The organism is Desulfovibrio sp. 6_1_46AFAA (genome assembly GCF_000224635.1).
Lineage (GTDB): Bacteria > Desulfobacterota > Desulfovibrionia > Desulfovibrionales > Desulfovibrionaceae > Desulfovibrio > Desulfovibrio fairfieldensis.
In genome coordinates this window covers 1-22,369 of record NZ_JH114306.1, presented here as the reverse complement: position 1 = coordinate 22,369, position 22,369 = coordinate 1, and the positions used below count along the sequence as shown (strand labels likewise).

Annotated in this window: 24 protein-coding genes and 1 rRNA gene; 14 read left to right on the top strand and 11 right to left on the bottom strand. The window is 63.0% G+C overall.

The features are described 5' to 3' along the window. Positions 1 to 5: 5 nt before the first annotated feature. From rplI to alr, 5 genes are all read right to left on the bottom strand, one after another. Complete coding sequence (rplI, locus tag HMPREF1022_RS15905) at positions 6 to 530, bottom strand: 50S ribosomal protein L9 (RefSeq protein WP_009303945.1); 525 nt, start codon at positions 528 to 530, stop codon at positions 6 to 8. A gap of 11 nt (positions 531 to 541) precedes the next feature. Continuing rightward, the gene (gene rpsR / locus HMPREF1022_RS15900) at positions 542 to 805 is read right to left on the bottom strand and encodes a 30S ribosomal protein S18 (RefSeq protein ID WP_008683560.1); all 264 of its coding nucleotides are present in this window, start codon (positions 803 to 805) and stop codon (positions 542 to 544) included. Next, entirely contained in the window at positions 806 to 1,114 is a 309-nt protein-coding gene (gene rpsF / locus HMPREF1022_RS15895) for a 30S ribosomal protein S6 (RefSeq protein ID WP_008683562.1), read from the bottom strand. A 139-nt stretch (positions 1,115 to 1,253) separates the two neighbouring features. After that, on the bottom strand, positions 1,254 to 2,162 hold the full coding sequence (locus HMPREF1022_RS15890) for a hypothetical protein (RefSeq protein ID WP_009303944.1): 909 nt from the start codon (positions 2,160 to 2,162) through the stop codon (positions 1,254 to 1,256). Positions 2,163 to 2,314: 152 nt separating this feature from the next. Further along, positions 2,315 to 3,445 (bottom strand): alanine racemase, encoded by a 1,131-nt coding sequence (gene alr / locus HMPREF1022_RS15885; RefSeq protein ID WP_009303943.1) that lies wholly within the window; start codon positions 3,443 to 3,445, stop codon positions 2,315 to 2,317. Positions 3,446 to 4,042: 597 nt separating this feature from the next. On the opposite strand from alr, the gene tgt reads away from it, so the two are divergent. Further along, entirely contained in the window at positions 4,043 to 5,179 is a 1,137-nt protein-coding gene (gene tgt / locus HMPREF1022_RS15880) for a tRNA guanosine(34) transglycosylase Tgt (RefSeq protein ID WP_009303942.1), read from the top strand. A gap of 109 nt (positions 5,180 to 5,288) precedes the next feature. Here tgt and HMPREF1022_RS15875 read toward each other — a convergent pair whose 3' ends face one another. The 3 genes from HMPREF1022_RS15875 to HMPREF1022_RS15865 are packed head-to-tail and all read right to left on the bottom strand — an operon-like array spanning position 5,289 to position 7,201. Next, positions 5,289 to 6,341, bottom strand: coding sequence for a sulfite exporter TauE/SafE family protein (locus HMPREF1022_RS15875; protein WP_009303941.1), 1,053 nt, complete (start codon positions 6,339 to 6,341; stop codon positions 5,289 to 5,291). A 21-nt stretch (positions 6,342 to 6,362) separates the two neighbouring features. Next, the gene (locus tag HMPREF1022_RS15870) at positions 6,363 to 6,665 is read right to left on the bottom strand and encodes a hypothetical protein (protein ID WP_009303940.1); all 303 of its coding nucleotides are present in this window, start codon (positions 6,663 to 6,665) and stop codon (positions 6,363 to 6,365) included. Between the two features lie 38 nt (positions 6,666 to 6,703). Further along, on the bottom strand, positions 6,704 to 7,201 hold the full coding sequence (locus HMPREF1022_RS15865; RefSeq protein ID WP_009303939.1) for a universal stress protein: 498 nt from the start codon (positions 7,199 to 7,201) through the stop codon (positions 6,704 to 6,706). A 458-nt stretch (positions 7,202 to 7,659) separates the two neighbouring features. On the opposite strand from HMPREF1022_RS15865, the gene HMPREF1022_RS15860 reads away from it, so the two are divergent. Both HMPREF1022_RS15860 and HMPREF1022_RS15855 read left to right on the top strand, forming a co-directional pair. After that, positions 7,660 to 9,117, top strand: a complete 1,458-nt coding sequence (locus HMPREF1022_RS15860) for a sensor histidine kinase (protein WP_009303938.1) — start codon at positions 7,660 to 7,662, stop codon at positions 9,115 to 9,117. Between the two features lie 2 nt (positions 9,118 to 9,119). Further along, positions 9,120 to 10,481: a sigma-54-dependent transcriptional regulator gene (locus HMPREF1022_RS15855; RefSeq protein ID WP_009303937.1), complete on the top strand. Its 1,362-nt coding sequence runs from the start codon at positions 9,120 to 9,122 to the stop codon at positions 10,479 to 10,481. A gap of 38 nt (positions 10,482 to 10,519) precedes the next feature. On the opposite strand, the gene HMPREF1022_RS15850 is transcribed toward HMPREF1022_RS15855, so the two are convergent. Then, entirely contained in the window at positions 10,520 to 11,014 is a 495-nt protein-coding gene (locus HMPREF1022_RS15850) for a VUT family protein (protein WP_009303936.1), read from the bottom strand. 601 nt (positions 11,015 to 11,615) lie between these two features. Here HMPREF1022_RS15850 and HMPREF1022_RS15845 point away from each other — a divergent pair. The 8 genes from HMPREF1022_RS15845 (at position 11,616) to fliQ (ending at position 18,363) form a co-directional block, all read left to right on the top strand. After that, on the top strand, positions 11,616 to 13,211 hold the full coding sequence (locus HMPREF1022_RS15845; protein WP_009303935.1) for a GGDEF domain-containing protein: 1,596 nt from the start codon (positions 11,616 to 11,618) through the stop codon (positions 13,209 to 13,211). A gap of 224 nt (positions 13,212 to 13,435) precedes the next feature. Next, on the top strand, positions 13,436 to 14,359 hold the full coding sequence (gene era / locus HMPREF1022_RS15840; RefSeq protein ID WP_008683585.1) for a GTPase Era: 924 nt from the start codon (positions 13,436 to 13,438) through the stop codon (positions 14,357 to 14,359). Positions 14,360 to 14,364: 5 nt separating this feature from the next. Continuing rightward, positions 14,365 to 15,084 (top strand): YggS family pyridoxal phosphate-dependent enzyme, encoded by a 720-nt coding sequence (locus tag HMPREF1022_RS15835; protein ID WP_009303934.1) that lies wholly within the window; start codon positions 14,365 to 14,367, stop codon positions 15,082 to 15,084. A gap of 84 nt (positions 15,085 to 15,168) precedes the next feature. Next, positions 15,169 to 15,822 (top strand): flagellar basal body-associated FliL family protein, encoded by a 654-nt coding sequence (locus tag HMPREF1022_RS15830; protein ID WP_009303933.1) that lies wholly within the window; start codon positions 15,169 to 15,171, stop codon positions 15,820 to 15,822. A 213-nt stretch (positions 15,823 to 16,035) separates the two neighbouring features. Beyond that, on the top strand, positions 16,036 to 16,620 hold the full coding sequence (gene fliN / locus HMPREF1022_RS15825) for a flagellar motor switch protein FliN (RefSeq protein WP_008683593.1): 585 nt from the start codon (positions 16,036 to 16,038) through the stop codon (positions 16,618 to 16,620). Next, complete coding sequence (gene fliO, locus HMPREF1022_RS16780; protein ID WP_008683596.1) at positions 16,613 to 17,236, top strand: flagellar biosynthetic protein FliO; 624 nt, start codon at positions 16,613 to 16,615, stop codon at positions 17,234 to 17,236. The genes fliN and fliO overlap by 8 nt, the downstream gene beginning before the upstream one ends. After that, the gene (gene fliP, locus HMPREF1022_RS15815; protein WP_009303931.1) at positions 17,145 to 17,942 is read left to right on the top strand and encodes a flagellar type III secretion system pore protein FliP; all 798 of its coding nucleotides are present in this window, start codon (positions 17,145 to 17,147) and stop codon (positions 17,940 to 17,942) included. Before fliO ends, fliP begins: the two co-directional genes overlap by 92 nt. A gap of 151 nt (positions 17,943 to 18,093) precedes the next feature. Then, the gene (gene fliQ, locus HMPREF1022_RS15810) at positions 18,094 to 18,363 is read left to right on the top strand and encodes a flagellar biosynthesis protein FliQ (protein ID WP_008683600.1); all 270 of its coding nucleotides are present in this window, start codon (positions 18,094 to 18,096) and stop codon (positions 18,361 to 18,363) included. A 37-nt stretch (positions 18,364 to 18,400) separates the two neighbouring features. Here the strand turns inward: fliQ and HMPREF1022_RS15805 are convergent, their stop codons facing one another. Together HMPREF1022_RS15805 and HMPREF1022_RS15800 are read right to left on the bottom strand one after the other, a co-directional pair. Continuing rightward, positions 18,401 to 18,970: a GNAT family N-acetyltransferase gene (locus HMPREF1022_RS15805; protein ID WP_009303930.1), complete on the bottom strand. Its 570-nt coding sequence runs from the start codon at positions 18,968 to 18,970 to the stop codon at positions 18,401 to 18,403. A gap of 289 nt (positions 18,971 to 19,259) precedes the next feature. Continuing rightward, positions 19,260 to 20,054: a TrmH family RNA methyltransferase gene (locus HMPREF1022_RS15800; RefSeq protein WP_009303929.1), complete on the bottom strand. Its 795-nt coding sequence runs from the start codon at positions 20,052 to 20,054 to the stop codon at positions 19,260 to 19,262. Positions 20,055 to 20,197: 143 nt separating this feature from the next. Here HMPREF1022_RS15800 and HMPREF1022_RS15795 point away from each other — a divergent pair, with 143 nt between their 5' ends. The 3 genes from HMPREF1022_RS15795 to HMPREF1022_RS15790 form a co-directional block, all read left to right on the top strand. After that, positions 20,198 to 21,859, top strand: coding sequence for a lytic transglycosylase domain-containing protein (locus HMPREF1022_RS15795; protein ID WP_009303928.1), 1,662 nt, complete (start codon positions 20,198 to 20,200; stop codon positions 21,857 to 21,859). Between the two features lie 100 nt (positions 21,860 to 21,959). After that, the gene (locus HMPREF1022_RS19000) at positions 21,960 to 22,097 is read left to right on the top strand and encodes a hypothetical protein (protein WP_156803007.1); all 138 of its coding nucleotides are present in this window, start codon (positions 21,960 to 21,962) and stop codon (positions 22,095 to 22,097) included. A gap of 116 nt (positions 22,098 to 22,213) precedes the next feature. Further along, positions 22,214 to 22,369: ribosomal RNA gene (locus tag HMPREF1022_RS15790) — 16S ribosomal RNA — on the top strand; the annotation flags it as partial.

The window sequence follows — 22,369 nt, the reverse complement described above, 5'->3', positions numbered from 1 at the left end:
TGCGCCTACTGGGCGGCCTCGGCCTGGGCTTCTTCAACCAGGGGTTCGGAGGCCGTTTCCACAACGACTTCCTCTTCCTCGGGCTGATGGTCGGAAATCACCTTCACCGGCACAACGGCGATGACGCTGGCGTGCAAACGGATGCGCACCGGGTGTTCGCCCAGGGTGCGGATCGGGGCGTCCATCAGGATGCGGCGGCGGTCCACATCCACACCCAGAGCGGCAAGGGCGTCGCCGATGATGGTGGAGGTCACCGAGCCGTAAAGCTTGTCGTTTTCGCCCACATGCATGGGAATAACCACTTCCAGGGCTTCCAGGCGGGCCTGCACGCCCTGGGCGTCGGCGCGCAGGGCATCCATGCGTGCCTGGAGCTTTTTACGCTCCTGTTCAAAGACTTTCAGATTGGCTTCACTGGCCACCATGGCCAAGCCTTGCGGCAACAGGAAGTTGCGGCCGTAACCGGGCTTGACGTTGACCACATCGCCGAGATTGCCGAGATTTTCCACATCGGCGCGAAGTATCAGTTTCATGTGCGCCCCCCTTAGATCATGCTCTTTTTCTTGACGACGGAGTCGTGCGTGGCGGTGTAGATGAGCAGGGCCATCTGGCGGGCGCGTTTGATTTCGCGGGTCAGCAGGCGCTGGTGATGGGCGCAAGTGCCCGTGATGCGCCGGGCAATGATCTTGCCGCGCTCAGTGATGAAGTCGCGCAGGATGTCGGGACGCTTGTAGTTCAGGGGCAGTTCTTTGTCGGCGCAGAAGCGGCAGAACTTGCGGCGCGGGGCAAATTTCTTTTTAAAGGCCATTTAGGCAACCTCCCCGGCCACTTCGTCGGCCAGCTTGACGGTCACGAATTTGAAGATGCCGTCGGTGATCCGGATATTGCGCTCCAGTTCGGCCACCAGCGCGGCCGGAGCGTCATAGACCAGACGCACGTAGTAGCCGCGCATCAGCTTGTGCACCGGATAGGCCAGATCACGCATGCCCCAGTGATCCACTTCCGTCATGACGCCCCCTTCGCGCTCGATAATCGCCACAAGAGCGTTCAGAATGCCCTCGCGGTTTTCGGCGGAAAGCTCCGGTGACAGGAGCAGCAGGGTTTCGAATTTCCGCATGGTTGTTCTCCTTTTGGATTAGCAGCCCGCGCGCCCGGCGCGAGCAAGGAACACGCTGTATACAGGCGGCAAGGCGGGCTGTCAAGCCCGGCAGGGTAACGGGAGGCGGAGGAGGGGGGGGCGGGAAAGGGGTGCGGCGTCAGATCATCTGCTCGCCGCTTTTCTCCATCAGGATGCAGAAATCGTTATTGATCCAGTCCAGAATGGCGGGCACGCCCTCTTTGTCCACGGGCCGCCAACGCTGGTTCGGGTCTTCCTCGGAGCATTCCCAGAGCTGTCTGAACTGGAGGCGCAGGGTCAGGCGTCGCAGAATGATGCTGTAGGTGCTTTCCACGCACTTGCAGACCGCCAGCACGCTGAAGTGCTTGTTGCCCGCTTTGCACAGAGAGACCAGCAGCATGACCTGCTTGCCGTCCATGTTGTTGAATTCTTCAAGGAATTCTACTTTGTCCAGCTGCACTCTGGCACCGCCGGCGGAGATATTGACCAGGCGCAGCTGGGAGGGGCAGCCTTCACGGTACATGAAGTCCGGAGTGCCGAACTGAAGCTGGTTTTCAGGCAGGCGGCTGAAGGGCAGCCAGAGTCCGGCCGCCTTGACCATGCCGAGACTGGGATAGACCCGTTCGTATTTGCGTAACTCCCGCTGAATGTACTGGTCGGGCATGCAGATGGAGATCTCGCAGGCCCTGGTTTCCTTATTAATGCCGTTGCTGATGATCCGGCTTTTGCACAAAAAACCGTAACGGGCCGTGGCCGAGGGCAGCTTGAGATCGTTGACGATCACATCATAGGGCAGCTTGAAATAGATGCTGCATTTTTCATTGTTAAGAATATCGGGAAGGAAATTTTTACGGGATCTGAGAAGAATGCGGTTTTTTTTGACGGACTTGATGTAGCAGATCACATTTTCCAATTGTCGTTGGCGGTCCACGAAAAACAGGCTGACTCCCGCATCGTGCTTGAACGCGGCGTGGATAACGGCATATGGGCGCGGCTGATGGGTTGCGGCTGTTTTGAAGAGATTTTTTATTGAGTCCCATGTGGGCATTTTGTTCTTCCTCTTGGATGCGGCGTCCGTGCCCGAACGGCCGACGCTCCTCAGTGGAGGTGGGCCGCCATCAAAGAGACAATATGGGCAGGCTGCCCACTTGTCAAATATCGGAGGAAATACTTACACTTTGCCGTCAATGCGGGTAATGTTCAGCTGTAGACGCGGGGGTTGGTGCTGCCCATCAGACAGAGGATCTCATAAGGAATAGTGCCCAGCTCGTCGGCCATTTCCTGGGCGCTGACCGGGCGCTGGCCCGGCGCGGCGGGGCCGCCCAGAATCCAGGCCGTGTCGCCGGTCCGCACGTCCGGCAGGGAGGAGACGTCCGCCATCAGCATGCTCATGCAGACCCGCCCCACCTGCGGAACGCGGCGGCCGTTGATCAGCAGGTCGATGCGGTTGGAAAGGGCGCGGGCGAAGCCCGTGGCGTAACCGGCGGCCACCACGGCCACGGTCATGGCCTGGGGCGCGGTGAAAATGCGCCCGTAGGAGACGCTTTGCCCGGCTTTGAGCTGCCGTACCTGCAGGACGGGCGAGCTGACGCTCATGACCCACTCCAGGCCCGTGCCGCGCGTTTCCCAGGCGGTGCCGGCAAAGGGGTTGCCGCCGTAGAGGGCCAAGCCGGGACGGCAGGCCTCATAGCGGCTTTCAGGCAGGCCCAGAGCCCCTGCGGAATTGCCCAGGGAACGCGCGATATCCGGAAAGGCTTCGCGCAGGACGGCGCACATGCTCGCGAAGCGCTCGGCCTGGGCCTGGGTATAGGCCGTTTCGCCGGGCATGTCGGCGCAGGCCAGGTGCGAGAGCGCCAGCACGGGCGCGAGGCGCGGGAAGCGGCGCAGGCTTTCCAGGGCCGCGGGCAGTTCCTCGGCGGAAAAGCCCAGGCGGTTCATGCCGGTCTCACATTTGAGGGCCACCCGGAACGGCCTGTCCGCCGGGCAGCAGGCCGCCGCTTTTTCGATGTCCTCAAAATCCGTGAGCAGGGGCGTCAGATCATGGGCGGCGGCGGCTTGCCAGTCCTCGCGGCTGATGGCGCCCATCAGCGGCACAATGGTCTGGCCCAGCCCGGCCTCACGCAAAGCCACGCCTTCGCATACGGTGCCCACGGCGAAGCGCCGGGCCCCGGCCCCGTCCAGGGCGCGGGCCACGGGCAGCAGGCCGTGGCCGTAGGCGTCGGACTTGACGACCGGCATGATGGAACCGGGTTCGCCCAGACGCGCGAAGTTGCGCCGCAGAGCGGCGAGATCAATGTGGCAGCGGGACGGCGTAAAGGCACAGCAGCTCATGAAATGCTCCGGAACAGACAACTCTGCGAAGGCGGCGGTCCGTCAGGACCGGGAGAAGCCGCCCGACTCGGGAAAACCTCTGGTACCATGTACCACTTAAGACGCTGTCTCAAGTGGTAAGATCGTTTCGCCGAAAACGGGGTTTTCGGCTTGCTCACGGCGGCCAAGCCGCCGCAAAACCCGTAGAGTTTTACGGGTCTGATTTTTCCAATCAGACACTAGACAACTTTTAGAAAGGCAACATAGCAACATTGCCCGCGCGGCACAAGGAAAAGCGTGTCGCCTCGCGGCCTTGCGGCGGGAGGGCGGGGCAGAGTCCTGCCATCGTTGCATGTCGTGATGATCCGGCAGAAACAGTCTTCCTTGGCAGCGCGCGGAAATCTTATTTTTACCGGATTCTCACGACACCAGCCATCCGCCTGCGCTGAGCTTCGGCGGAGTAAAGGAGGCTCCGCTCAATGCTGCTGGGAGACTCCATGATTCGTATCAGCCCGTTACAATAGTTATGTGTACACGTTGGCGGCTTCTAAGGGGGCCGTCCGCGCCGGAGTCCGGCGGGCCTTGCAACGCGGCGCGCTTGCGGATAGGCTGCGCGCCATGTCTGAACCCGTTTTTACACTGCAACACACGGACGGCGCGGCCCGCGCCGGGCTGCTGCGCACGGCCCACGGCGTCATCCCCACGCCCATCTTCATGCCCGTGGGCACGGTGGGCTCGGTCAAGGCCATTGCGCCCGACGATCTGGCGGCCATCGGCGCGCCCATCATTCTGGGCAATACCTATCACCTTTATCTGCGGCCCGGCGACGAGCTGGTGGCCCGGCACGGCGGCCTGCACGGCTTCGCCTCCTGGCCCGGAGCCGTGCTCACGGACAGCGGCGGCTTTCAGGTCTTCAGCCTGAGCTCCCTGCGCAAAATCCGCGAGGAGGGCGTGGAGTTCCGTTCGCATCTGGACGGCTCGCGCCATTTGTTCACCCCGGAAAAAGTCATTTCCATCCAGCGCAATCTCAATTCCGACATCATGATGGTGCTGGACGAGTGCGTGCCCTACGGCGCGGACTACGCCTATACGGAAACCTCCCTGGCCCTGACCACCCGCTGGGCCGCGCGGGCGCGCGCCGCCTATCCGGCGGGCACGGGCTCCAATCTGCTTTTCGGCATCACCCAGGGCGGTTTTTTCAAGGATCTGCGTTGTCGCTCGGTGGAGGAAATCTGCGCCCTGGATTTCGACGGCTTCGCCATCGGCGGCCTGTCCGTGGGCGAGGGCAAGGCGGAAATGTACGACCTGCTCTACCATACGGCCCCCCTGCTGCCGTCGCACAAGCCCCGCTACCTGATGGGCGTGGGCACGCCCCTGGACATCGCCCACGGCATCCATGCGGGCGTGGACATGTTCGACTGCGTGCTGCCCACGCGCAACGCCCGCAACGGCACGCTGTATACCTCGCTGGGCAAGGTGAACATCAAGCGCAAGGAATATGCCGAGGACGACGGCCCCCTGGACCCGGCCTGCGGCTGCTACACCTGCCGGACATTTTCGCGGGCCTATCTGCGCCATCTCTATGTGAGCAAGGAGCTGCTCTCCTTCCGGCTCAATTCCCTGCACAACCTGACCTATTTTCTGCGTCTGGCTCGTGAGGCCCGGCAGGCCGTGCTGGAAAATCGTTTCGGAGCCTTCCTGGCCGGAATGGAAGCCCTCTATCCCGAGGAGGCGGCCCAGGCCGCCGGAGTCTGAACCCGTTTTGCGGAAGACGGAAAACCGCCGGAATCCTCACGACAGGCAGTGAAAATTCCGGCGGTTTCGCGCGCGGAGGCTCCCCTCACGAGGCTGAGGGGCGGCGCACTCAGGCGGCCGGAGCCGCGACCGTTCCGCGTCCCCGCCACATGGCGGCAAGGATCAGGGCCGCGCCGCTGAGCAATCCCAGGCACATGCAGATGAAGCTGGCGGTCTTCAGCCCGGTCTGGAGGCCGGGGGCCATGGTCAGAACATCCAGGCGCTCCAGATAGCACGGGATGGCTATGACCCGGCTGACCGCCACGATCAGCATGATGGTGCCCATGACAAGTTTGATCATGTTTTCCCGCACATAGGTGGTGCCGATGGCCCCCAGCTGCACGCCCAGCAGCGAGCCGCCCAGGATGATCAGCACCAGACGGATGTCGATCATGCCGTGCAGGGCCCAGTTGACGGAACCGCAAAGACCCATGACAAAGGCGGTCACCAGTTCCGTGCCGGAGGCTATCAGGCCGGGCACGCCGAGCACATAGATCAGGCCGGGCACGCCGATGAAACCGCCCACGGCGATGGTGGCCGCCAGCATGCCGGTGGCAAAGCCCACGGGCAGGGTGAACCAGAGGGAGATGCGCAGACCCGAGCGCCGGAAGGTAAGCATGGGCGGCAGATTGACGGCCTGGAGACGGCGGGCCAGAGCGGGCGTTCCGCCGCAGTCGCCGTTGCGCCGGTTGCAGCGCAGGGCGTCATACAGCACATAGCCGCCCACACTGAACAGCACCGCCACAAAGGCCAGGCTCACGTAGAGGTCCGAACCGGCCTGCCCCCAGCGTTCCAGGATATGCCGCTGGATGGCGATGCCGCACTGCACGCCCACCCCGGCCGAGGCGGCGATGACCAGCCCCATCTTGACGTCCACCTGCCCGTAGCGGAAGCGCTTCAGCGCGCCCACCAGGGCCTTGGGAAATTTGTGGCACATATTGCTGGCCACGGCCACGGTGCCCGGCACACCCAGGCCCATCATGCCGGGAGTGAGAATGAAGGCTCCGCCCGAGCCGATGAAGCCGCTGACCAGGCCGCCGATAAAGCCGACAATGAAAAGAAAGCCCACGGTAACCAGATTCAGGTCGATGAATTTGGCGGAATCAAGCGCGAACAGGTCCATAATCTTCTCCCCGGTCCGATGTCAGGCGTGCGCGGGAGTGCGCAGGGACAGAACGGGTTCTTCCTCCTCGGGACAGGTCGGGGCCGGAGCCGGGGCCGTGTGGGCCGTCACGCCGAGCAGCCGCCAGAGGTTGGCCGCGAAGCTGCCGTGCACATAGGAAAAGAGCAGGGCGATGCCGATGGGGACCGAGGCGCTGACGCCGCCCTGGGAACAGAAGGCGGCCAGGGCGTCCGCATAGAAGTAAAGCAGAACGTACAGGGTCGCGCTGGCGGCGCCGAAGAGCAGGGTTTTGCCGATGGTTGAGGCGTGTCCGGTGGTATGCATGATGTCTTCCTTTGAGGTATGGATGAAAGCGGAGCTGTTCAGACCCTGACGCAATACACGGGTATGGAAAGCTGCCCGCGCAGGCGGACGCCGTCCCGCAGGGCGCAGATGACCATGTCCACCCGGCCCATGTCCCGCACAACGTCGCTGACGGCGTCCATGCCGCCCGGCTGGATGTGGTGCCGGGCCGGAACGCCTTCGGCGGAAGCCCGGCGCAGCCACGGCTCGGCGGCGGAATCCGCCCGCGAAATGAAGGCCCGGTCGGGCCGGGGGGTGAGGTTCAGCAGCACGAGGGCATCCCCGAGACGCTGCGCCAGCCCCAGGGCGCTGGCGGCCAGTTCCCGGCTCCAGTGCTCATGCCGGGAAACGGCCAGCACCACTCTGGGATGACCGCTGCCGCGCGTGTACGCCTCGCGGGCCAGATCCGTTTCCCCGGCGTCCGCATAGGCCAGCGCCTCGCTCAGGTCGTCCATGCGTTCCCGCAGCCGGGCCATGCCTTTCAGACTCAGGGGGGAAGGGATGTTTTTCACGCTCATGACAGTCATTCCGGGTTTGCGGTGTGGCGGGCCGTTGTGTCGCCGCGCGTCTGTTTCCGGTATATCAAAGAGCGTGCCAGTCCGGATTTTTTGTATCAAGCTGTTATTCCATGAGAAATTTTTTAGCGCCGGGCGGACGGCCCGGTGGCGGCGTTGCGGAATGTAACGCAGCGGGCGGATTTGCTTCAGGTAATAATGTGAAAATATTAACATATTTTATATGTTGAATATTGCAACGGCTGTTCCGGAGTGTAACGCCGTGGCGGCGGCCGGGGAGTGGAGCCCGGCGCCCCGGTTTTCGGAAACGCCGGATTTCGGGGCTTGGGGGCCGGGCATCCCGACCGGGCATCCCGGCGGTTTTGGCAGGAACGTTGCAAGTTGCATCCGGTGGGGCACGGCATCCGGCCGGGCGCGTCGCCCGACGACCCGGACCGCACCGGCTCGCAGGGGGATACGTCATGAAGGGCATGAAGCGGCGCTTGCGCTCATTCGGCAGAAGCATACGGCACAAGGTGCTGCTGGGCATCGTGCTTTCTCTGGTGGGCGTGGGGACGCTGGGGACGGTTTCCTATTATTATCTGCGGCAGTTGGAGGAAACCCTGGCCCTGGCCGAAGGCGTGGACGACCTGCAGAGCGACGTGCTGGAAATCCGGCGCAGTGAAAAGAACTACCTGCTGTACGGCCTCGGCGCGGACAGGGAGGAAAGTCTGCGCTATGTGGACCAGGCCATCAGCCGGGCCCGTGGACTTCTGCACAGGAAGCCGGGGGCGGATCTGCCCGGCGGCACTCTGGGCTCCGGCCGGGCGCGGCTGACCGGGCTGCTCGTCCGGATGGAGGCCTACCGCGACGGTTTCCGGGCGCTCGGCTCTCCCCATGATCCGCAGGCGGAGAATGTGCGCATGCTGGGCAAGGAGCTGGTTGCCGACACCCAGTTGCTCGTGGGACGGCTGCGCGGTCATATTCTTGAGATCGTTTCCGCGCTGCGGCGGCAACTGGTCTTCTCCACAGCCGCGCTGCTGGGTGTGGGGCTTTTCCTGGCCTGGCTGATGGGGCGGCGCATTCTGCACGCCCTGGGGCTGATCGAGAAGGCCACCACCAGGGTCGTGAAGGGCGATTTTTCCCCTCTGCCTCTGGAGGGGGCCGAGGCGGAAAGCCGCCATGTGCTGGAGGCGCTCAATCATATGATTTGTGAACTGGAGAGCAGCCAGAACCAGCTCGTGCAGGAAAAAAAGCTGGCTTCCCTGGGGGTGCTCACCGCGGGCATCGCCCACCAGCTGAACAATCCGCTGAACAATATTTTCACGTCCTGCCAGTTGCTGCGCGAGAGCGGCGCGCACGGCGGCGACGCCGGATTCCCGGCGGAAATGCTGCGCAACATCCATCAGGAGGTGCTCCGCGCCCGCGACATCGTGCGCGGCCTGCTGGATTTCGCGCGCCAGTCCGACTTCAGCCTGAAGCCCGTGGCCCTGGCGGACGTGGTGGGGCGGGCCGTGTCCCTGGTGGCCGGTGAAACCCCGCCCGGCCTGCGCATCGACATCGACGTGCCGCCCGATCTCGTGCTGCCCGCCGACGGCCGCCGTTTGCAGGAGGTCTGCATCAATCTGCTGCTCAATGCCGTCCAGGCCGTCAGCCGCCTGCCCGGACGGATTTCCGTAACGGCCCGGCGTGACGAGGCCGCCGCCCAGGCCGTGCTGCGCGTGCGAGACAGCGGTGACGGCATCCCCGAGGCCAGCCTGGGACGCATTTTCGATCCCTTCTTCACGCTCAAGGGCGTGGGCAAAGGCACGGGCCTGGGGCTTTCCGTGGCTTTCGGGATCATCCGCAGGCACGGCGGCACGATCAGCGTGGAAAGCGGGGAAGGCGAAGGCAGCTGTTTCACCGTCCGACTGCCGCTGGACGCGCACAAGGGGGAATAAAGATGAACGGAGCCGCGGCGAAAATTCTGGTGGTGGACGACGAGGCCATTGCCCGCGCCAATCTTGCCCGTGTTCTGGCCCATGACGGGCACGAGACGGTCCAGGCCGGGGGCGGGAGCATTGCGCTGGAGATGCTGCAGCACGGGGAATATGATCTGGTCCTCACGGACCTGATCATGCCGGACATGGGCGGGCTGGAACTGCTGGAGCGTGTCCACGCGCGTTTTCCTGGCACTGAAGTGATCGTGGTCACCGGCTATCCCATGGTGGAAACCGCCGTGGAGGCCATGCGCAAGGGCGCGTACCATTATCTGGCCAAGCCCTACCAACTGGACGAGGCGCGCCTGCTCGTGGCCAGGGCGCTGGAAAAACGCCGTCTGTATCTGGAAGTGGCCCGGATGCGCTCCCTGCTGGAAACGCGCGAAGGGCCGCTGCTGCTGGGCGATGCTCCGGTCATGCGCGAGCTCAAGCGGACCATCGCCCGGGTGGCCCCCTCGGACGCCTCGGTACTCATCCTGGGCGACACGGGCACGGGCAAGGAGCTGGCCGCCCGTTCCATTCACGCCCTGAGCCGCCGGGCCGGGGGACGTTTTCTGGCCGTGAACTGCGGGGCCTTGCAGGAAGAACTGCTGGAAAGCGAGCTCTTCGGCCACGAGCAGGGGGCCTTTTCCGGGGCGGTGCGCCGTAAACCGGGGCTTTTCGAGGCGGCCTGCGGCGGCACGCTCTTTCTGGACGAACTGGGGGAAATGTCGCCCGCCATGCAGGTCAAGCTGTTGCGCGCCCTGCAGGAACGCGTCATCCGCCGGGTGGGCGGCACGCGGGACATTGAGGTGGACGTGCGCGTGCTGGCCGCCACCAACCGCAATCTGCGGCTGGAAGTGTCCAGGGGAAATTTCCGCGAGGATCTTTACTATCGGCTGGCGGTGATCACCCTGCGCATGCCCGCCCTGGCGGAACGGCGGGAGGACATCCCCCTGCTGGCGCATTTTTTTCTGGAGACGGGCGCGCGGCGCGCGGGCCTGCCCGTACCGGAGCTTTCGCCCCAGGCCCTGCGCGTTCTGGAAGGCTATCTCTTTCCCGGCAATGTGCGGGAGCTGTGCAATCTCATGGAGCGGGCGGCGGTGCTCAGCGACGGGCAGCGGATCACCCCGGCGCATCTGCCGGAGGAACTCGGCGGGGAATTGCTGCCCGCTGCCGGAGCCGGGCCGGAAGCGGGAGAACAGCCGGAAAGTCTGGAGGAAAACGAAAAGCGGCATATCCTCCGGGTTCTGGACTACGCGGACGGCAACCGGACCAGAGCCGCGCAGATTCTCGGCATCAACCGGGTTTCGCTCTGGCGCAAGCTCAGCCGTTACGGACTGTAGCCTCCGGGAAGGGAGGCGCGGGAAAGGCCGTGGCGGGATCAGGCGGCTTCGGCCCCGGCCTCGCGGCGTTCGCGGCGGCGCACCAGGAAAAAGACCAGAAAGGAGCCGGCCAGCTTGGACAGGCTCATGATGCCGATGGACCAGGGGGTCGCCAAGCCAAGGAACAGCAGAAAGACCAGGCTGTCCAGGGGCGCGCCCAGCAGGCTTGAAATCAGGATGCGCTGGGAAAAGGGCTTGCGCGTGAAGGTGAACAGGGCCCAGTCGCCCAGTTCGCCCACGGCGAAGGCCACCGCGCTGGCCACGGCCAGTTGGGGCGTGGCCATATACCAGCTCACCACGCAGCCCGCCAGCATGGCCCAGAGAATATGGTGCCCCACGCGGCGCTGGGCGAAATCGCGCACTACAAAGACAAAACCCACGATCAGCGACGCCGGCGGCCAGAGGTCGCCGTTGGGCAGCTGAACGAGCGGGGTCACGGCAAAAGCGTAATTAACGCCCACAATCAGAGCTATGTAGGTAAACAGCGAGAACATGGTGCGCAGCCTATGCGGAGCGCCGCGCGTCGTCAAGAGCGGACGGCGCGGAAGACTGTAACATTATTTAATGAAATCTATTTTCCAATTAGATGGAATAGCTGGAAATTTTTTTCTCAGCAGCCTGGTGGAGGCGAATGTTCACGGCGCGGCATATGGACAAGGGACAGGGCAAGGAATATGCCTGACTGATATAGGGAATAGGTGTTTAGAGCATTTTAACTTTGAAATGCTCTAACGCCGAACACGGTGAGGCACGCCGCGAAGACCGGCCCGACGGGCGGCCCGTGGCTGTCCCCGTTGGCGACAACGGAGCCATACGGGGATCGACAGCAGCGATAACCGCGTTTTTGCCGGAAGGATCCCTTTGAAACGTGTAGCCTTTCAAAGGGAATCTGCTCTAGTCCCACACTGCAGAGGCGGATGCGGCCTTCCCGGACCGGAAAAGGAGCTGCGCATTTCGCCCCGGCCGGCAGCGGGCTTTTGGGCGTTGCTGCGGTACGCTCCGTGGGGCCGTTTTCCGTATCCGGCGCTGTCGCCGCTCTTTCCGCGAGACATGGTCGCCGGGATCGCCGCAGGGCATCATAAAGAGGGCGTCGTCTTGGACAGATTCAGCGCATGGTTGAGGGCACACGGTTGGACGCTGCTTATTCTGCTGTTTCTGCCTCTTGCGGGCATGGCCCTTTTCCCTTTCGCGCATTCCTTGCTCAGTTCCGGCAAAACGCCGCCGGTCGCCATGAGCGACGAAGACCAGCTCGTCTTATTTGTGACCGGGGGCTGTGGACTGCTGCTGATGGGCTTTCTTCTTCTGGCGTACAGCCGGAACCGGAACGCCAGGCTCCGCCAGGAAAGCATGGAACGGAGCCTGGAATACCAAAAGCTGATCACTGAGGCCACCAAGGGCCTGTACGAAAGCATCTATGAGGTGGACGTCACCCGCGACAGGGCGGACAGCGAGGAAACCCGTCATTATTTCGAACGGCTGGGCATCTCCGGCGACACGCCTTTCGGCGAGGCCCTGCGGCATATCGCGGCCACGCAGCTCCGGGAGGAGGACCGCCGGGGCTATCTGGCCACCTTTTCTCCGGACAGGGTTCTGCGGGCCTACCGCGAGGGCGTGCGCAGCCTGCGCTATGAATTCATGATCTCCGAGGACGGCAAGAATTATTACTGGCTGCGCATCATAGCGCGCATTTTTGTTCTGCCCTTCGACCAGTCCGTGCGAATGATCGTCTACCGGCAGAATATCGACGAGGAAAAGCATCACTGGAAGGCATACCAGTATCAGGAGATACTTATGGAGGCCGCCAAGGGTCTGTATGAAAACATCTATGAGATGGATATGACCCACAATTGCGCCGCCAACGAGGAAACCCGCGCCTATTTCGAAAGTCTGGGATTGCCGGGCGATGCCGCCTACGACCGTTTTTTGCATCATGTGGCTGAAAAGCAGATCAAGGCCGAGCACCGGCAGCGGTATCTGGACGCCTTCTTGTCGGACAATGTGCTTGCGGCCCACGCCAGCGGCACGGATCGGCGGGTCTGCGAAGTCATGCTTTCCACTGATGGCGGCGAGGCGTATTACTGGCTGCGCATCACGGCCCGCATCTTTTTCTGGGATGAAGACAAATCCGTACGGATTTTTTCTTTCCGCCAGAACATCGACGAGGAAAAAAAGCGGGAATGCAGGCTCTCCGCCCAGGCCCGGCTGGACCCGCTGACCGGCCTGTGCAACAAGGCGGCCACGGAACAGCACATCAGCGAGACTCTGGCCGCATGCAAGGCCGAAGACCGCCGCTTCGCCTTTTTTATTCTGGATATTGACGACTTCAAACGGGTCAATGACGATTTCGGACACGCCGTGGGCGATATGGTCATCCGCGAATTTGCCCTGGAATTAAAGCGGCAGTTCAGAGACACGGATGTCGCGGGCCGTATCGGCGGCGACGAGTTTGCGGCCTTTCTGCCGGTGCCCGGCAGGGCCTGGGTGGAGCGGAAGGCATCTAAGCTGGGCGCGGCCCTGCGCAAGAGCTTTATGTCGGAGACCTACGCCTTCGGTATTACCGCCAGTATCGGCATCGCCCTGGCGCCGAGGGACGGCAAGGACTTCGCCACGTTGTACAGAAACGCCGATGCCGCTTTGTACCAGGCCAAGAAACGGGGCAAGGACGGCTTCAGCGTTCACGCCGGGGCCTGAATCTCCCCTTGCCGCGCGCTCCCGGCCTTGACCCCGGCCGTGGGATATGGGAGATGAAGCGCGTATGGAAGGCGTGCCGGGCTTGTCCGCGCCCGTCTTCCTGCCGTGCCGGTCATATGCCGGGCGGCGCCTTTTGCAGTCTGTTTTCGCGCCGCTTCGCGTCGGCGCGGTCACGATATCTAACGGCGGCCCCGCACAGCCCGCGATCCGCCGGGGAGAAGATAATGACGGATCATACCTATCGTTGCGGCTGGGTGGCGCTCATGGGCCCGCCCAATGCCGGAAAATCCACGCTGTTGAACGCCCTGCTGGGCCAGAAAGTGACCATTGTCACGCCCAAACCCCAGACCACGCGCAATCAGATCGTGGGCATTCTCACCGACGAGGAGGCCCAGGTCATCTTTATGGATACGCCGGGCCTGACCCAGGTGCGCGGCCGTTTGAGCAAAACCATGATCCAGGCGGTCTGGCAGAGCCTCGGTCAGGCGGACGTGATCATGCCCATTCTGGATTCCCATCTTTACATCCGGCACCCGGAATTTCTGGACCGGGATCTGGCCCCGGTGGCCGAAGCCCTGGCCAGCGACGAGCGGCCCATGATCGTGGTGGTCAACAAAGTGGACCTGTTCAGCGATAAAAGCCGGATGCTGCCCCTGCTGACCCGCCTGAACGAAATGTGGCCCAGGGCCGACATCTTTCCGACCTCGGCCCTGCGTCGGGACGGCCTGCCGGAGCTCAAAGCCCTGATCCGCTCCAAACTGCCCGAAGGGCCCGCGCAGTTCCCCGAGGACCAGATTTCCACCGCTTCCCTGCGTTTCATGGCCGCCGAGATCATCCGCGAAAAGCTCTTTCTGCATCTGCGCCAGGAGGTGCCCTATGCCGTGGCCGTGGACGTGGAAAGTTGGGAAGAGGACGAGGAGCGCGGCCAGACCGTGATCCACGCCGTGATTTACGTGGCCCGGCCCATGCACAAGGCCATGGTCATCGGGCGGGCGGGCGCTTCCATCAAACAGATCGGCAGCGAGGCCCGCAAGGACATCCAGGAGCTGGTGGGCGGCAAGGTGCATCTGGAACTCTGGGTCAAGGTGCGCGAGCACTGGACGGAAGATCCGGCCTTTCTGCGCGACCTGGGCCTTATGGCGGAGTAGCGGGCATGAGTACCGAAGACGTATTGCGCGAGCGTTATACGCGTGTTCTGGAGCGGCTGGACGCGGCCTGCGCGGCCGCGGGCCGCGGGCGGGAGGACGTGGCCCTGATCGCGGTGTCCAAGCTGCATCCGGCCGCTGACGTGGCCGCCGTGGCCCGCGCCGGGCAGGTAGATTTCGGCGAGAATTACGTGCAGGAGGCCCTGCAGAAGCGCGAGGAACTGGCGGGCGAGCCCGCCTGCCGGAACGTGCGCTGGCATATGATCGGGCACGTCCAGAGCCGCAAGGCCGCCCAGGTGGCCGGGGCCTTCGCCCTGATCCATACCTTGGATTCACGCAAGCTGGCTGACGGCCTGGAACGGCGTCTGGCCGTCCTGGAAGCGCGCCAGCCGGTGCTCATGGAAGTCAACGTGGCCGCCGAGCCGCAGAAATCCGGCATCATGGCTGAAGATCTGCCTGTTCTGGCCGATTATATAGTGGAGAACTGCCCGCATCTGGGACTGCGCGGCCTGATGTGCCTGCCGCCGGTCTTCGACGCGGGCGAAGCGGCACGGCCGCACTTCGCGCGTCTGCGCGTCCTGTGTGAGGAGTTGCGCGCGCGACTGGGCCTGCCCCTGCCCGAGCTTTCCATGGGCATGAGCGGGGATTTTGAGGCGGCGGTGGCCGAAGGCGCCACCCTGGTGCGCATCGGCACGGATATTTTCGGGCCGCGCCCGCCCAGAACATAACTGTTTGGCATAAAGCCTGCATGATTCAGACCGGCCCGGTCTTGAGCCGTCAGGCCGGTTTCAACCCGTCCGGAGTAAGTATATATGGCAGCCAAGGACAGCGCCAGGGAAGCCCCGGCCCTGCCGGAAGGGCAGGCCGAAAAGCCCAAGAAGAAATCCAAAGCCAAGCGCCTCGTCATTCTTTTGGCGATTCTGCTGATGACGCTCAGCGGCGCGGGCCTTGGCGCGTACTGGTGGCTGTATCTGCGCACGCCCGGCAGCGGCGCGGCCCACGCGCCGGCTCCGGCCAAGACGGAAGCCCCCGCCCCTTCGGCGGCAGCGGGCGGCGCCTCGACACCGGTCCCGTCCGCGCCCGCGTCCGGAGCCCCGGTCTCCGGCTCAGCCGGAAACGCGGCCGACGCGCCGCGCATCGAGCGCCAGAGCGATCTGCCCCGCAGCGCGGGCCTGGTTCTGCCTCTGCCGCCCATCACGGTCAACTTGTCGGACCCCGGCGGGCGGCGTTATCTCAAGCTGGGCATGGAAGTGGAAGTCAATGCCGACGTGTCGGAAGCGCTCAAAGCCCAGAATGCGCGCATCCGCGATGCCGTCATCATGTTGCTGGCGGGCAAGAGTTTCACGGACATTGCCACGCCCGACGGCAAGGTGCTGCTCAAGGCCGAAGTGGCGGCGCGGCTCAATCAGATTCTGGGCGCGCAACGCGTGATCCGAGTCTATTTTACGGATTTTGTGGTGGAATAAGCCCGCGCCGGTGCTTGTTCCGCGAGCGTATTTTGCGCTTGGACGTCTCGCGTAACGGCGAAATGAATTTGCCTTGCGATACGTTCGCGGCGCGGATTTTTCGCGAGAATCCGCACAGAGCGTTTGGATATTTTCAATGTCAGAGCGCTCTAAGCCGCTCCGGCGGGGCCGCAAACGCGGACCCTCGCGACGGAGCTGATAACGAGGTACGTCATGTCGCAGGACGATCAGGAAGCCTTGGCCGCGCAGTGGGCGGCACAGCTTGAGGAAGAAGAAGCCGGCCAGCCCGGCGGGGATACCGGAGCGCCGGAGGCTGAGGCCGGGGACGCCGGAGCCGCCGCCGGGGACCAGGAGCGTTCGCCCGTGGACGACGAGACTCTGGCCGCGCAGTGGGCCGAAGCCCTGGCCGAGGATGAGGAGGACAAAAGCGGCCCGTCCACTTTCGGCGGCGCGGGCGCGGGAGGCGGCGGCCAGACCACGGACGCCCACTTCAAGGATATGACCGAGATGTCCCGCCAGCCCAGGGACAACAAGCTCAAACGCGAGCTGGATTTCATCCTGGACATCCCGCTGGACGTCTCGGCGGAGTTGGGCCGTACCCGCCTGCTGATCAATGAACTGCTCCAGCTGGGCCAGGGCTCGGTGGTGGAGTTGAACAAGCTGGCCGGTGAGCCGCTGGAAGTCTATGTCAACGGCAAACTGGTGGCGCGCGGCGAGGCTGTGGTCATCAACGAGAAATTCGGCGTGCGCCTCACCGACATCATCAGTCCCATTGAGCGGGTGAAGCAGCTTGGCTAGCCGGTACGTTTCAGTGGCGGCCGCCGCGACTGCCCCCGGCCTTTCGGGCCAGGCGGTGCGCGGCGTGGTGGACGGTGCCGCGGCGGTTCCGCGGCCCATGGGCCTGGAGGACGCGGTCCGGGCAGCCGGTGAGCATGTGGCGCGCGGTCTGGAGCAGGCGGGCCGGATCATGGGCCAGGCTGTGGAGCGCGCGACGGATCATGCCGCGAATCAGGCCGTTGCGGGCGGCCACGTCTCCAGCCTCGGCCAGAGCTCGTTCAGTTGGGGCGGCTATATGCAGGCCGTGGGCATCCTTTTTTTGTTGCTGGCCGTGCTCTGGCTGCTGGTCTGGCTGGTGCGGCGCTACGGGCGGTTCAATTTTCTGCCGCGTCCGGGAGCCCTGCCGCGCGGCGCGCTGGTCATGGAGGCCCAGATGCCGCTGGGACCGCGCAAAGGACTTATGGTGGTACGTTTCTTGAATAGAAGGTTGCTGCTGGGGGTTACTGACCAGCAGATCACCCTTCTGACGGAGGAAGACGCGTACCATGAGCCGCACGACGCAGATTTTCACGAGATCATGGAGGAAGCCCGGCGCGGCGGGCCTGCTGGCGGCAAGCCTGCTGATCCTGCTGCCTGACCTGGCTTTCGCGGCGCAGGATCTCAGCCTGCCCGCCATGTCCCTCACGCTGTCCGGCGGCGCGCCGGAACCGACGAAAGTCTCGGTGCTGCTGGAAATCCTCTTTCTGCTCACCGTGCTTTCCGTGGCCCCGGCCATCATGCTCACGGTCACCAGCTTCACCCGCATCATCATCGTCTTCAGCTTTCTGCGTCAGGCCATGGGCGTGCAGCAGCTGCCGCCCACCCAGATCCTTGCCAGCCTCGCCATTTTTATGACGGTGGTCATCATGTTTCCGGTGGGCAAGCAGATCAACGATCAGGCCCTGCAACCCTATCTCAACGAACAGATCGACTACAAGGTGGCGCTGGACCGGGCCCAGGCCCCGTTGCGCACCTTCATGTTCAAGCACACCCGCGAGAAGGACCTCTCGGTCTTCTATGCCATCACCCAGATGGAACTTCCCAAGAACAAGGAAGAAGTGCCCACCATGCTGCTGGCCGCCGCCTATGTGATCAGCGAGCTCAAGACGGCCTTCACCATCGGCTTTCTGATCTACATTCCCTTTCTTGTGCTGGATATGGTCATTTCCAGCGTGCTGCTGGCCATGGGCATGATGATGTTGCCGCCCATGATGGTTTCCATGCCCTTCAAGCTCCTGCTCTTTGTGATGGTGGACGGCTGGAATCTGTTGGTGGGCTCTCTGGTCAACAGTTTTCTGCTTTAGAGTATTACGCTTGAGATTTGCGCTTTACGGCGGGCAAAGCCCGCCTATGGAAATCTCGCGGTCCTTGTTTCACAAGACCGGGCATTTTGACAGTACAGAGTAATTTCATTGTGAAAATGCTCTAACTTCCGCTCCCGAGGAGGGCAGCCAGATGTCTCCTGATTTCGTCATCGGTTTCGGCCGCCAGGCCATTGAACTCTGTCTGATGATGGCCCTGCCCATGCTGGGCGTGGGCCTGGGCGTGGGCGTGGTGGTCAGCGTGATCCAGGCGGCCACCCAGATTCAGGAAATGACCCTGACCTTCATCCCCAAAATCGTCTGCATGTTCATTGCCCTGCTGCTGGCTCTGCCCTGGCTCATGGAGCGGATGATCACCTTCACCCGCGACGTGTTCATCAACATCCCCACCTATGTGAGATAATCCGGGCGGGTGCGCGGCGGCGTCTATCCGGCCAGGCTTACGGACGCGTGTTCAGGATCTGTTGCAGCCGCTCCGCACTGATCCGGTCCACAGGCAAAATCGGCTGCGGATCGGCGTCATGGGGAGCGAGGGCTTTTGTATACCAGGCAACGTCGTGCCATCTGCCGCCTTTGAAACCGGCCTTGCGCTGGATTGTGAGCGTCTGGAAGCCCAGAGAGGCGTGCAGCCGCTCACTTTTGCGGTTGGGAAGCGTGACCAGGGCATATGCCGTTCTGACGCCCTGCAAAAGCAGAATGTCCAGCAGCATGCGGTACAGCCGTGCGCCGATGCCCCGCGAGGTCGAGGCGGGATCGAGATACACGGATAATTCCGCGTTCCACTGATACGCCTCGCGCTCGGCCTGTCGGTGGGCGTAAGCGTAGCCGAGCGTTTCGCCGTCTTCCTCACAGACCAGATACGGATACTCCGCTGAAATGGTGCCGATACGCGCGGCGAATTCGTTCTCCGAAGGCAGGGTGTACTCAAAGGTCACCGGAGTGTCGATGTATTGCGCGTAAATGCGCAGCAGCGCCGCGCTGTCCCCAGACCGGGCCAATCTGATATTCATCTTTCCTCCCCGTGCGTTGTGGTGTCCTCAGCCCGCATGGGTTATGTCGCCGTGGCAATGCAACATGCTCTAACAGTTGTTTTGTTATTGTACAATGCACAAAGAAGGATGTATAAATAATATTTAGATAAAGTTTAGAAAGAATATACAATTTATATTGAGTAAAAAATAAAAGGAGGCCACTGTACAGGCCTCCTTTTTTGGTGTTTATTAGCGCTGGTGTTTGTTTGAAAAAGGGATTTTGAACTGATTTTACCTCAGCTCTATAGTTTTTTGTCTCCCCACCGAACTACACTACAGAGCCCCGAGAGCGTGCCGCCGCGGCCAGGCCCAGCAGCACGGCTCCGGCCTGGGCCACGTTGAGGGAATCAAAAGGCCGGGCCAGCGGAATGCGCAGCATATGCGCGCAGCGCTTGGCCACGCCGGGCCGCAGACCCTTGTCCTCATTGCCGAGCACCAGCACTGCGGGGAGGCGCATGCTGTCCGCAAAGGCGTCCAGGCTGTTGGGGCCGGGCGCGCCGCCCGCGCCGTAAATGGTCAGGCCCGCTTCCTCGGCGCTGTCCAGGGCGTGGGCCAAGTTGGTCACCTGGGCCACGGGCAGATGCTCCAAAGCCCCGGCGGCGGCCCGCCGGGCGGCGGGGCCCAGGTAGGCGCTGTTGTGCCGGGGCAGCAGCAGGCCCGCTCCGCCCAAGGCGTAGAGCGTGCGGCAGAGCGTGCCCACATTGCCGGGATCCTGCACCTGGTCCAGGGCCAGCAGCAGGGGCAGGGGCGCGTCGGGCACGGCGGCCAGCAATTCTTCCAGTCCGCAGAAGCCGGTAACGGCCAAGCGGGCTACCACCCCCTGGTGGGCCACGGCGTCGCGCCCCTGGCGCGGGCCCCGGCAAAGGCGGTCCAGTGCCGCGCCGTCCACCAGGCTGAAGCGTACGCCGTTTTGACGGCAGAGGTTCTGCACCTCCCGCGCTTCAGGGCCGTGCAGGCCCTTTTTGCAGAAAACAAGATCAACGCGCTGGGGCTCGGAGGCGAGCAGTTCCAGCACGGGTTTCAGCCCCGGCAAGAGCGGGGCGTCGTCAGAGTGATCATTCATGGGCGTCTCCGGCTGGAGAATTTTGACGGCCGCTGACGGGCGGCCAGGGTTGGAAGGGACGCCGCAAGGCGCGGCGCGCATTCCGGCCTGTGTACGCATCTTCCCGGTTGAAGGCAAGCCGGGCGGTAAACGGGAGTGAATATATGGCACAACATACAACAAGTTTTCGCGCGCCGGGGGCGTTCTGGCTGCTGGTTGCGGCTTTCTGCCTGCTGTTGGCGGGCGGCTGCGCCACGCGCCAGGGCAAAGGGCCGGAGGTTTCCACCCCGTCCCTCATGCTGCCCGACGACGAAAGCGCTTCTCCTTTAACCCGGACTGAACTGGCGGCCCTCAAGTCCACCGGACAGATCGACAAGAACGTGCCCGCCGACGCCATGCCGGACGTGGCCCGCCAATATAAGTATTTCCTGCGCAAAGGCCGCAATACCATGAGCGTGTTTTCCAAGCGCTCCGAACAGTACCTGGCCTATGCCCGCAAGGTTTTCCGCTCGCGCGGCATGCCCGACGAGCTGGCCTATCTGGCTATTGTGGAAAGCGGCTACAGGGTTGACGCCAAATCTCCGGCTGGCGCCGCCGGGGCCTGGCAATTCATGCCCTATACCGGCATGAAATACGGTCTGAATCAGGACTGGTGGATGGACGAGCGTCTGGACCCCTATAAGGCTACGGAGGCCGCCGCCGATTATCTGCAGAAACTCTACGGCGATTTCGGGGACTGGCCCACGGCCATTGCGGCTTACAATGCCGGTGAAGGCAAGATGAGCCGCGCCAAACAGGGCACCGGCGGCCGTGACTTCTTTGAGGTCAAGGCACGCAATCACAAGCTGGACGACAAGGCCCAGCTGCGGGAAGAAACCAAACAATATGTGCCCCGCTTTTTGGCCGTGGCAAAAATTATGCGCAACCTGCCGCTACTGGGCTTTGACCCCATTCATCCGGACAAGGCCCCCGGCGTGCTGCGCTTCACGGCCCGGCCCGGTACGGATCTGATGGCCTTTTCCAGCGCCTGCCGTTTGAGCTGGGAAGAGTTTCGCGATTATAACCCGCACCACAAGCGGCCCATCACTTCCACGGAGCGCGCTTCTTTTGTCTACGTTCCGGCGCGATACGAACGGGAGGCCACGGCTTTTCTGCGTTCGCCCCAGGCCAACGCCTACGCGGACTGGCGTCCGGTCAAGGTGGCCACCTCGGCGGACTCCTGGGACAAGATCAGCCGTCGCTGCAATGTGCCCGTGGCCCGTTTGAAAGCGGCCAATCCCGGCAATGACCTGCTGCGGGCCGGAGAAATGGTGCTGGTGCCCCGTTCGGTGAACATGTCGGCCACGGCTGTGGCCGCCTTGGACTCGAGAGACGCCAGGGGGTCCGGCGACGCGCGGCAGGGTAAAAAGGAACGCCTGAAACCCGGCGGCGACCGCCGCGCCCCGGCGCGCGCCACGGAAGTGGCCGTCGGCGGCAGCCATAAGCTGCAAGCGGACGAAACCCTTTATGGCGTGGCCCGCAAATACAATGTGAGCCTCAAGGATTTGCAGGACTGCAACCAGATCGACAATCCCAACAAGGTCCGGGCGGGCTGCGTTCTGCGCATTCCGGGCAAGGCCGTAGCCGAGGCCGCGCCGTCTTCCGGCGGCTCCAGCGGTCGCGTGGGCAAGCCCGGTCGCAAAACTACCTATACGGTGCAGGCCAAGGACAGCCTCTGGAATATCGCGCGCAAACACAATGTCAGCGTGGACGATCTCAAACGCTGGAACAATGTGGACGAGAAAAGCCTGCGCGCCGGAGCCAAACTGGTAGTGAACCTGGACTAAGTATAGTTTTCCGCAAGCCGTTGCCGTGCGTGGCTTTGCGGTGATATTCCGGGTAGCCTGGCAACTTTTTTACAAAAAAGCGTTGACAGATGAGGGGCGGATGGATATCTTCCACTTCCCGCGACTGAACAACACGTTTTTGGGCCTTTCGAGGCACGGCGAAAAAAACTTTGCCGGAACGAAAAAAGTTGTTGACACAGCCAAGGGGATGGTGCATAAATCTGCACCGCGCCGCTGAGAAGAGCGGCAGGGGGCGGAGGCCCTCGGGTGGTTCATTGACAAGTGAATAGCGAGTGGGAAGAAAGAGTCTTTGAGATTCTGATTTCTGCCAAGCAGGAATCTTGATACAGATTTGAACTGGAGAGTTTGATTCTGGCTCAGATTGAACGCTGGCGGCGTGCTTAACACATGCAAGTCGAACGCGAAAGAGGCTTCGGTCTCGAGTAGAGTGGCGCACGGGTGAGTAACGCGTGGATAATCTGCCCTCATAATCGGGATAACAGTTGGAAA

Excerpts from the sequence above, each read along its gene's own strand:
- HMPREF1022_RS15870 (WP_009303940.1), bottom strand. The coding sequence starts at position 6,665 with ATGCATACCACCGGACACGCCTCAACCATCGGCAAAACCCTGCTCTTC.
- fliN (WP_008683593.1), top strand. The coding sequence starts at position 16,036 with ATGTCGCAGGACGATCAGGAAGCCTTGGCCGCGCAGTGGGCGGCACAG.
- HMPREF1022_RS15800 (WP_009303929.1), bottom strand. The coding sequence starts at position 20,054 with ATGAATGATCACTCTGACGACGCCCCGCTCTTGCCGGGGCTGAAACCC.
- HMPREF1022_RS15830 (WP_009303933.1), top strand. The coding sequence starts at position 15,169 with ATGGCAGCCAAGGACAGCGCCAGGGAAGCCCCGGCCCTGCCGGAAGGG.
- era (WP_008683585.1), top strand. The coding sequence starts at position 13,436 with ATGACGGATCATACCTATCGTTGCGGCTGGGTGGCGCTCATGGGCCCG.
- HMPREF1022_RS15890 (WP_009303944.1), bottom strand. The coding sequence starts at position 2,162 with ATGCCCACATGGGACTCAATAAAAAATCTCTTCAAAACAGCCGCAACC.
- HMPREF1022_RS15855 (WP_009303937.1), top strand. The coding sequence starts at position 9,120 with ATGAACGGAGCCGCGGCGAAAATTCTGGTGGTGGACGACGAGGCCATT.
- alr (WP_009303943.1), bottom strand. The coding sequence starts at position 3,445 with ATGAGCTGCTGTGCCTTTACGCCGTCCCGCTGCCACATTGATCTCGCC.
- HMPREF1022_RS15850 (WP_009303936.1), bottom strand. The coding sequence starts at position 11,014 with ATGTTCTCGCTGTTTACCTACATAGCTCTGATTGTGGGCGTTAATTAC.
- HMPREF1022_RS15865 (WP_009303939.1), bottom strand. The coding sequence starts at position 7,201 with ATGAGCGTGAAAAACATCCCTTCCCCCCTGAGTCTGAAAGGCATGGCC.
- HMPREF1022_RS15805 (WP_009303930.1), bottom strand. The coding sequence starts at position 18,970 with ATGAATATCAGATTGGCCCGGTCTGGGGACAGCGCGGCGCTGCTGCGC.
- HMPREF1022_RS19000 (WP_156803007.1), top strand. The coding sequence starts at position 21,960 with ATGGATATCTTCCACTTCCCGCGACTGAACAACACGTTTTTGGGCCTT.
- fliP (WP_009303931.1), top strand. The coding sequence starts at position 17,145 with ATGAGCCGCACGACGCAGATTTTCACGAGATCATGGAGGAAGCCCGGC.
- tgt (WP_009303942.1), top strand. The coding sequence starts at position 4,043 with ATGTCTGAACCCGTTTTTACACTGCAACACACGGACGGCGCGGCCCGC.
- rpsR (WP_008683560.1), bottom strand. The coding sequence starts at position 805 with ATGGCCTTTAAAAAGAAATTTGCCCCGCGCCGCAAGTTCTGCCGCTTC.
- HMPREF1022_RS15860 (WP_009303938.1), top strand. The coding sequence starts at position 7,660 with ATGAAGGGCATGAAGCGGCGCTTGCGCTCATTCGGCAGAAGCATACGG.
- HMPREF1022_RS15875 (WP_009303941.1), bottom strand. The coding sequence starts at position 6,341 with ATGGACCTGTTCGCGCTTGATTCCGCCAAATTCATCGACCTGAATCTG.
- rplI (WP_009303945.1), bottom strand. The coding sequence starts at position 530 with ATGAAACTGATACTTCGCGCCGATGTGGAAAATCTCGGCAATCTCGGC.
- HMPREF1022_RS15835 (WP_009303934.1), top strand. The coding sequence starts at position 14,365 with ATGAGTACCGAAGACGTATTGCGCGAGCGTTATACGCGTGTTCTGGAG.
- rpsF (WP_008683562.1), bottom strand. The coding sequence starts at position 1,114 with ATGCGGAAATTCGAAACCCTGCTGCTCCTGTCACCGGAGCTTTCCGCC.
- fliQ (WP_008683600.1), top strand. The coding sequence starts at position 18,094 with ATGTCTCCTGATTTCGTCATCGGTTTCGGCCGCCAGGCCATTGAACTC.
- HMPREF1022_RS15795 (WP_009303928.1), top strand. The coding sequence starts at position 20,198 with ATGGCACAACATACAACAAGTTTTCGCGCGCCGGGGGCGTTCTGGCTG.